Here is an 8,171-nt window from a genome sequence, read left to right on the forward strand (position 1 = left end):
CAGCACTTTTTTCAGGACACTGTGTCTCACGGCATGTGAATAACCCATAATTCGCCTCCTCTACTTGAGGCGACATCTATGTTAACACTTAGGGGAAGGTGTGGTTTTATGGCGTTTAGTAATGGGGTACTTTTAAGCTCATTTTTCCAGGTCAGCTTTATTGCGTCGATCAGCTCGGTCGTATTTTTTTTCATGATGACGCCGTAAATGTTTGCTTCTCTCAGGTTCGCGCCTTGAAGTTTTGCTTCGGACAAGTCAGCACCTTGGAGTTGAGTGATTGCTAAGTTAGCGCCCTGAAGGTTGGTCCCGGTCAGATTAGCCTCTTGAAGTTCAGCCCCGAACAAGTCAGCGCCTCGAAGGTCAGCATTAGACAAGTTGGCACCTTGCAGTTGAGCGTCTGATAAATAAGTTCCCTGAAGGTTAGCCTCAGTCAAATCTGCACTCTGAAGCTGAACCGCACCCAAGTTAGCGCTTTGAAGTTGAGCGTTGAATAAGTTAGCCCCACGAAGTTGAGCGAATCTTAAGTAAGCCCCCTGAAGTTGCGTGTGTAGTAAGCCAGAACTGTTAAGCTGTGTTTCGAATAAGGCCGCTCCCTGAAGGTTAGCCCCTAACAAGTTAGCGCCCCGAAGCTGAGCTTTGGACAAGTCAGCACTCAGAAGCCAAGCTTGGCGAAAGTTAGCGCCCTGAAGCTCAGTATTTCTCAGGTCAGCACCACAAAGAATTGCATTTTCAAAGTTTGCATGGCGGAGGCTTCTGCCTTGCAGATTGATCGGTTCGATTTTTTGTAGCGCTTTTGTCCATTCCGAGGAACGGAGCTGTGCCACAATTTCCGGATCTGGGTGGTTGGCAAACAGTAGCTGTTCCTGAAGATTCAGGATGCGTTTGCCGGGGATGAAGATGCGGCTGACCATGGTGCTGCTGTACTTTTCGCTAGGTTGGCATGCAATCAGCAGTTGTTCAAGGAATTCGCCATCGACTTGTAAGCCCAGAGATAGCGGAAAACCAAGTGTGGCGACGATCAACATGATAATACCACTGCGTGGTTTTTTGTGCCCTTCAACCGAAAGCCATAAAGCGCCAGTCATTGAGGATAGTGCAATTATTGCTGTAATGAATGATATGTTTTTCAACCATTCCAAAGAGTTGGGGATGTCAGATATTGTTACGGCTGTGCCGTACAAGGCTAACGCCCCGGTAAGAAGGGCAACGATTATCCCAATACGATTGATTTGGCTTGGTGTAGAAATCACTGAGGTTATCGTGGTGAGCGACATAGTGATCAACCCAGTGACAACGCACCAGGACGAACCCCAGAACACCGCGAATAAGCCGATGCCAGAGAGTACCGGTGCTTAAAGTGATCCAAACCCCTCCTGACTGGATGATGAGCGGCCAGAACACTATAAGTTGCCCCAAGTCAACCCAGATGGCAATGCGCTGCCCCCAAGTGATTGCTTCGCTCTGGTAGGCGAGGAACTGTAATTGAAGGATAAACAGAGCGAGCAGCGGGAGGAGGATGATGGTGATCGAAGCCATCAGTGAGAGTAGGGTACGGGTGTACTGTTCGGTTCGTCCTGCAAGGTACCAGGTGATCGGAAAAATCCGGAGCTGGCTGCGGAGTTTGCCCTGTTGATCGGCTTGGTCGAAGTCGTGAAGCTTGCGGGCGAGCAGTTGCAGGTACAACAGCAGGTTGAAGTGGGCGATCACGAGAATCCAAGGCGCCGCGGCGAAGAATCCGACGATTGGTACCTCAGTATCCACAATCGGTAGCCGAATGCCCTTGCCGATCAGCAGGTCGAGATCAGTACGCCCGAAGGCGATGACCATCACGTAGGTGCAAGCGGCAATAAACGCGGCATGGAGCACGGCCACTTGCTGCGAAGCGTTGTTCGCTGACTCCAGCAGCTTTTGTGCGTCTGGAGCATTCGGCGATGGCGTCTGTTCGACGGGTTTTGGTGGTTGTTCCACGGATTATGGCAGTGTGTTGCGAAGCTGTCGCGCTAATCCTGTCATTCGAATATACGGGACCTAGCGGCTATTCTTCATCGCAATGGCGCTCAAAATCGCGGAGCGCACCGACACAAGATAGAGGGTTTCCCGCAGGTTAAGGAGTCGCTGTCGCGGAAGGTTGAAGTGACTGAAGAAAGGGCGTCAAGGGCAACAGGGTGAATCCCATACCAGATTGAGGTAATCGTAAAAACCAAAAAGGGCCGCCTTTTCTGGCAGCCCTTTTTTCGTAACGGTGCGTCCTCTCGTCGTTTACTGGTGCGCGGCGACGAGGGCGTTGTAGTTGGCCGCGACCGTCTTTTCGAGGTCTTCGTCGGTGTGCACGAAGCTGGTGAACATGGCCTCGAACTGCGACGGGGCGAGGTAGATGCCCTGGTCGAGCATGGAGTGGAAGTACTTGCCGTACTTGGCCGTGTCGGCGGTGATGGCGCTCTGGTAGTCGTACACCTCGTTCTCGGTGAAGAACAGGCAAGCCATCGAGCCGACGCGGTTCTGCGTGTAGTTCAGGCCGAGCTTGTCCATGTTGGCCTTGAACCCTGCTTCGAGGAACGCGGCTTTCCTTTCGAGCTCCGGATAGGGATTCTCCTCCATGAGGATCTTCAGGGTTTCCAAGCCGGCGGTCAGCGCGAGCGGGTTGCCCGACAGCGTGCCTGCCTGATAGACCGAGCCGAGTGGCGCGATGTTCTCCATGATGTGGCGCTTGCCGCCGAATGCGCCGACCGGCAGACCGCCGCCGATGATCTTGCCCATCGTGGTGAGGTCGGGGGTGACGCCGTACAGCTCCTGCGCGCCGCCGAGGGCCACGCGGAAACCGCACATCACCTCGTCGAAGATCAGCACAATGCCTTCCTGGTCGCACAGCTCGCGCAGGGCCTGGAGGAACTCTTTCTTGGCAGGAATGACGCCGGTGTTGCCTGCGACCGGTTCGATGATGATCGCGGCAACCTGGCCCTTGTTCTCGTTGACCAGCACCTTGACCGACTCGATGTCGTTGTAGGTGGCGTTGAGCGTGTCGTTGGCGGTGCCTTTGGTGACGCCCGGGCTGTCGGGATCGCCGAGGGTGAGCACGCCGGAACCGGCCTTGATGAGGAAGCTGTCGCCGTGGCCGTGGTAGCAGCCCTCGAATTTGATGATCTTGTCCTTGCCGGTGTAGCCGCGAGCGAGGCGAACGGCCGACATGGTGGCTTCGGTGCCGCTGTTGACCATGCGAACCATTTCGAGCGACGGTACGATCTGGCAAAGCAGTTCGGCGATTTCGATCTCGATTTCGATCGGGGTGCCGAAGCTGGTGCCGATGTTGCGCAGGGTGTATTCAATCGCGGCGGTCAGGCGGGGGTGCATGCTGCCGAGAATGAACGGCCCCCACGATCCGACATAGTCCAGGTAGGTGTTTCCGTCAACGTCGGTCATGTAAGCGCCCTGGCCTTTGGCCATGTAAATCGGGGTGCCGCCGACGGATTTGAAAGCGCGAACCGGGGAGTTGACGCCACCGGGGATGAACTTTTTGGCTTTCTCAAAAAGCTCGGCAGAACGGGTAAGTACAGGCATGTCGAATCGTTCGGTTTGAATTAGTCGAGGAGTGATGTAATGAAATGACTGGTCAAGATAGAAAATAGTCCCGAAGATTGAAAACCGGCGTCCCGCTTGCTGCGCTCACGCGGAGATGAGGCGCGAGACGATATCGAGGTGCTTGCGGTGCGGCGTCCGGTCGAGGTGCCGGGAGCAGTACTCCTGCAACAACGCCGTGACTGCCGAGACCTCGTCCGGAGGATCTTCGGGGCACGGCGCGTTACCGCCGGTGGCGGCCAGGGCGCGGATGAAGCGGTAGCGGCTCGTCGGCACTCGCTGGATCGAGGCGCCCGTCGCCACGGAGCTGCCGGGCAGGGCGAAGCCGCCGGGATCGTGCACGAAGAAGATCTCGTCGAGCTTCATCTCGTCGATGCTGCTCGCGAGGTCGGCCTTGCTGAAAACGCAGCGGTCGAGCGACGGCGCGAAGCCGAGTACGCCGACGAGGCGCAAGAGGAACCAGGCCAGTATCGGCTGAAAGTTGCGCTCCGCGTGGCACAGCCGCCAGATGGCCGAGTGCGTGATGGTGAAGAGCGGCACGTTTTTCTCCTCGTGCGTGGAGGCGTGGCGCACCAGGTCGAGCACCCGGTAGAGTACGCTGAAGCGGTCGAGGTCGGGCGCTTCGGAGAGCAGGCTGAGCACGAGGCTGGCGTCGCTCAGGAGCTGGATGTCGCGGTTGCCTTTTTTGTAGAGCACCGCCTCGATCACGTTGCCGGGCGAAAAGAGTGGGCCAGTGCGGCTCTTCGAGCTTCGACCTCCCTTGAGGATCACCGACACCTGACCGTACTCCCGCGTCAGCAGCAGGCAGATTTTTGACTGGTCTCGATACTTGATGTTGCGAAGTACGACCGCGCGCGTTTTGACGATCACCGGTGAAACTTTTTTTTGAGATTAAATATAGTTATATACAGCGTCCAACATTGCAGGGTTCACGCGACCCGAAGATACCAAATCAACATACAGGAAAAAGATTCTCAACGGAGGAATAGAAGTATGCCAACCTATCATTACCGCTGCGGCAAGTGTGGCCATGAAGAAGAGGTTTTTCAGCGCATGACCGACGATAGCCTTACGAAGTGCTCCAAGTGCGGCGAGGAGTCTTACGAGCGCGTCATCAGCGCCGAGGGCGGCTTCGTGCTCAAGGGATCGGGCTTCTACAGCACCGACTACTGTGGCAGCAAATCTTCATCCAAAGGTTCCGAGTCCGGCGGCGGATGCGCCTCCGGCAATTGCCCTCTGGCGAAGTGAGTTCCCGGTGATTGCAATAGAACAGAAAAAGCCTTCTCGAAAAACGGGAAGGCTTTTTTTATGCCGGTTTCCGGCAACCCCTTCGCAAACGAGTTTCTTCTCACTCGAGATCAATCTTCACGCAACAATCGGTGATCGCCTGATTGGGGGCGGGCAAGAAACCCGCCCCTGCAGAACCACAGTCAAACCACCTCCTGCATTGGCGCACTTCTGTCAGCGCTGCTCGAAAACGGGCTTCTCCTTGTCTCGCAGCCGGAAGCCGGGCAGGTTGATCTCCGGATCATTGCGCATGTAGTTCGGGTACTCCTTGCCGAGCGGGTTGCCGGTGGTGAGAATCCGATCGAGTTTGCCATCGACGAAGAACATGCGAATCCTTTCTCCGGAGGTGAAGTTCACGCCCGATGACTGATTCTTGTCGTCGTAAATATGGTAGAGGCTTCGGGCATTCCTGATGGCGACGACCTTCCGCAGGCGGGAGTTGTCGTCAAGGCTTGCCGTCAGTTGCCTGCCGGAGAGCTGGTCATACAAAGCGGGAGATGACGAGAGCGTGTCGCGAACGGCCAGAAAGGCGTGGCCGAACACCTGGATTTCGTCCACCTTTTTTTCCCCGCCGACCTCGCGGACGTGCACCCGGATCGAGTCGCCGCTGAGCTGCCGCCCGAGCTGCCAGGCAACGGCATCGTCGAACAGCCAGAGTTCGTTCTTTTTCTGATCGAACGCCGCCCGCGCCGATTTCGTGGTCAGGCTGTCGTCGATCACCCGCCCGCGAACATTGCCCGATAGCTCGCCGGTTTCGCTACCGGTGTGGTAAACGCCGCGATCGGCGCGTGTTTCTACGCTCTTATCCTTGATGATGATATGGCCTTCGAGGTCGATGCGCTCGCCGTCGGGCCAGTCGGTCGCCCGGTCGCACTCCAGCGTCGTTTCGCCGTGCAGGAACTTGACGTTGCCGACCGCCGAGCGGTAAGGAATGGTCGTATTCGACGGGCCGGGCCTCTGGCCACCCTCGATCCGGTCTGCGTGTTCAAGGATCGTTTCCTTATTTTCCGCAGAGAGCGTATTATCCGGCAGGGATGTTACCCATAGAGCCACAGGGAGCAGGCAGAGTGCGGCTATCGTGATCGATCGTCTTGTTGTCATGCGACTGGTTCGGGTTTACTCCAAGAGTTATCGTTCAGTTTATTAATGTAATAAAGCTTTCCGGTGTCCGTTGTGAAAAAAATAGTCTTGATTGCCCAGGATCGCGCGGCGCTTCTCCATGCCGCCCCGTTTGTCAGTGTCTTCAGAAAAAAGGGCGTCTTCGAGCCGGTGCTCGTCCGGGTGCTCTCGCCCGGCAACCGCGCCGAACACGACGAGCTTGCCTCGGCATTCGGTTTGCCGGATGAGCTTCGCGTCATCGAACTCGAGCCGGGAACGCCGGTCAGCCAGACCGCGTCGCTCATGCTCGCCTTCGGGCAACTGTTCAACGAAATCGAACCCGACTTCGTCGCTCCCGGCGGCCACGACCATGCGTCGTTGGCCGGAGCGTTGACGGCGGCGAAAATGGGCATTCCGGTCATCAGCCTCGATGCGGGCCTGCGCAGCTACGACCGCGCCGAACCGGAGGAGATCAACCGCCTCGTCATCGACTCGGTCGCCGCGCTCCACTTCGTCAGCGAGCACAGCGGCCTCTACAACCTCATGAACGAAGGGGTCGCCGACGAGCGCATCCTTTTTGTCGGCAACACGGCCATCGACAGCCTCGTGACGCTCATGGGCGTAGCCAGCGAATCGTCCGTGCTCGAAACGCTCTCGCTCGTCCCGAAAAAGTTCGTCACCGTTTTGCTCAAACCGGAAAGCTCCGGAAATCGCGATTCGCTCTGCAAGGTGCTCGAAACGCTCGCCGCCACCTCGACGGTGCTGCTTCCGGGAATTCCGGCGTCCGCTGAGTTTGCGGGCGGCGTACCGGGGATCCGCATGATCGACATGCCGGGCTACATCGACCTCTTGCGCCTGCTCAAGGAGTCCGCGTTCGTGCTGACCGACAGTGCCGAGTTTGAGGCCGAGCTGACCGTGATGAACGTGCCCTGCCTCACCCTGCGCCAGAGCACCGCCCGCCCCTCGACCGTCGAAATTGGCACCAACGTGCTGGTCGCGCCCGACGAAGAGGAAATTCTCAAACGCGCCACGGTCATCCTCTCAGGCAAGCGGTCGGAAAAAACCCTGATTCCCGAAAAATGGGACGGCGCGGCGGCCACCCGCGTTGCCGAAGTGCTCGAACGGGCGGAGTGAGCGCAAAAGCGCCGCCGCGCTCTGCGCGAACAGGAGCAGGCGCGGCGAGGGTCTTTCACGGCGGCCAGCGAACGGAAGCAGGTGCTGGAGTGTACTCGGAATCGCAGCGTTCCCGAACCGGTCTCGATGCTCGAACAGCTCGCCCGGAGCGTCGGATTTACGAAATACCGGAGGCTGAAAAAGCAGACCGGGCAAGAAGACTGGCGCGAAGAGGGGCGAGTCGGTGACGAATGAATAGCAACCAATCCCGCCATGTCTTGAGAATGGAGCATCCTTCACAAAAGCAATGAATCCAGGAAGATACGTCCCGCCCTCACTCCCCACCCGCCCGATACGCCTCGATCCACCCAACCTCCAGCCGGAACGCGCCCGCTTGCCTGCTGGAGATGAGCAGGCCGATCTGCGCGATATTGGCGCTGTCGAGCGGCGGAACGTCGCTGAGCGTTCGGCCCCGGAAGGTTGGGGTGAAGCCCGCAAAGGGAAGCTCGATCTCCCACCACTCGCCCGACGCGGTCTCGAAATCGAATTTATAGACGACGCCATCGAACCGTTCGTCGTTCCTTGCCCTGAAGCTGTAGCGCTTGCCGTCGCCCTTCACCCTGATCCGGAACCCGACGAATCCGTCGTAATTCCGACGCTCAAGCACCGCGCGCACCGAGGCGAAACCGCCGGAGTTTTCGAGCGACAGATTGCCGCTGAACGTCGCGCCTCCTTCCGGGTTCAGCCGCATCGCGCTGTCCGACACGCCGCCCATCACGACGTCATCGACGTTCATCCAGTTCAGGCACGAGGTGTTGAAATCACAGACGAGCATGGTGATTACGATTTATTGATTTTCAAATGTTGGGTTCCATGTCGGAACCGCTGATTGAATAGAATCTCGAAACAAGGGGGCGAAAGTGCTTTCGAAAGAAAGCCTTAAATAAACAAATGCTTTTCTCACAATAACTTAAGACGAAGCAACCTCACCAAAACCATCTTCTGATTAAATCTCTATGGGATATATTCCCCGAAGCTCTGCTTCGTTAAAGATAAAAGTGTAATAATTGAGCACATATATTCATAAAAGTCATAATGTA

General features: G+C 57.0%; 9 protein-coding genes. 3 read left to right on the forward strand and 6 right to left on the reverse strand.

Annotated features, from left to right (window positions below; all coding sequences use genetic code 11):
- Nucleotides 1-26 precede the first annotated feature (26 nt).
- The 4 genes from EST62_RS11955 to recO form a co-directional block, all read right to left on the reverse strand.
- Nucleotides 27-1,085, reverse strand: coding sequence for a pentapeptide repeat-containing protein (locus EST62_RS11955; protein WP_371414699.1), 1,059 nt, complete (start codon nt 1,083-1,085; stop codon nt 27-29).
- 67 nt (nt 1,086-1,152) lie between these two features.
- Nucleotides 1,153-1,968 carry a hypothetical protein gene (locus tag EST62_RS13825; protein WP_245153628.1) on the reverse strand — a complete coding sequence of 272 codons (816 nt, stop codon included), beginning with the start codon at nt 1,966-1,968 and terminating at the stop codon, nt 1,153-1,155.
- Between the two features lie 291 nt (nt 1,969-2,259).
- The gene (gene hemL, locus EST62_RS11960) at nt 2,260-3,555 is read right to left on the reverse strand and encodes a glutamate-1-semialdehyde 2,1-aminomutase (protein WP_129052311.1); all 1,296 of its coding nucleotides are present in this window, start codon (nt 3,553-3,555) and stop codon (nt 2,260-2,262) included.
- Between the two features lie 105 nt (nt 3,556-3,660).
- Entirely contained in the window at nt 3,661-4,443 is a 783-nt protein-coding gene (recO, locus tag EST62_RS11965) for a DNA repair protein RecO (protein WP_129052312.1), read from the reverse strand.
- Nucleotides 4,444-4,566: 123 nt separating this feature from the next.
- Between recO and EST62_RS11970 the strand changes: the two genes are divergently transcribed.
- On the forward strand, nt 4,567-4,821 hold the full coding sequence (locus tag EST62_RS11970) for an FmdB family zinc ribbon protein (RefSeq protein ID WP_129052313.1): 255 nt from the start codon (nt 4,567-4,569) through the stop codon (nt 4,819-4,821).
- Nucleotides 4,822-5,034: 213 nt separating this feature from the next.
- On the opposite strand, the gene EST62_RS11975 is transcribed toward EST62_RS11970, so the two are convergent.
- Nucleotides 5,035-5,961 carry a hypothetical protein gene (locus tag EST62_RS11975; RefSeq protein ID WP_129052314.1) on the reverse strand — a complete coding sequence of 309 codons (927 nt, stop codon included), beginning with the start codon at nt 5,959-5,961 and terminating at the stop codon, nt 5,035-5,037.
- A 72-nt stretch (nt 5,962-6,033) separates the two neighbouring features.
- Here EST62_RS11975 and EST62_RS11980 point away from each other — a divergent pair, with 72 nt between their 5' ends.
- Entirely contained in the window at nt 6,034-7,092 is a 1,059-nt protein-coding gene (locus EST62_RS11980; RefSeq protein WP_245153630.1) for a UDP-N-acetyl glucosamine 2-epimerase, read from the forward strand.
- Nucleotides 7,093-7,173: 81 nt separating this feature from the next.
- Entirely contained in the window at nt 7,174-7,326 is a 153-nt protein-coding gene (locus EST62_RS13560; protein WP_167599343.1) for a hypothetical protein, read from the forward strand.
- 79 nt (nt 7,327-7,405) lie between these two features.
- Here the strand turns inward: EST62_RS13560 and EST62_RS11985 are convergent, their stop codons facing one another.
- Nucleotides 7,406-7,906, reverse strand: a complete 501-nt coding sequence (locus EST62_RS11985) for a CIA30 family protein (RefSeq protein ID WP_129052316.1) — start codon at nt 7,904-7,906, stop codon at nt 7,406-7,408.
- Nucleotides 7,907-8,171: the final 265 nt, after the last annotated feature.

The sequence above is a fragment of the Chlorobaculum sp. 24CR genome, from assembly GCF_004118635.1.
In the GTDB taxonomy this organism is placed as follows: domain Bacteria; phylum Bacteroidota; class Chlorobiia; order Chlorobiales; family Chlorobiaceae; genus Chlorobaculum.

What these genes read in the sequence shown, in the direction of transcription:
- EST62_RS11955 (WP_371414699.1), bottom strand. Translation starts at nt 1,085, where the DNA reads ATGACTGGCGCTTTATGGCTTTCGGTTGAAGGGCACAAAAAACCACGC.
- EST62_RS11985 (WP_129052316.1), bottom strand. Translation starts at nt 7,906, where the DNA reads ATGCTCGTCTGTGATTTCAACACCTCGTGCCTGAACTGGATGAACGTC.
- hemL (WP_129052311.1), bottom strand. Translation starts at nt 3,555, where the DNA reads ATGCCTGTACTTACCCGTTCTGCCGAGCTTTTTGAGAAAGCCAAAAAG.
- EST62_RS11975 (WP_129052314.1), bottom strand. Translation starts at nt 5,961, where the DNA reads ATGACAACAAGACGATCGATCACGATAGCCGCACTCTGCCTGCTCCCT.
- EST62_RS11970 (WP_129052313.1), top strand. Translation starts at nt 4,567, where the DNA reads ATGCCAACCTATCATTACCGCTGCGGCAAGTGTGGCCATGAAGAAGAG.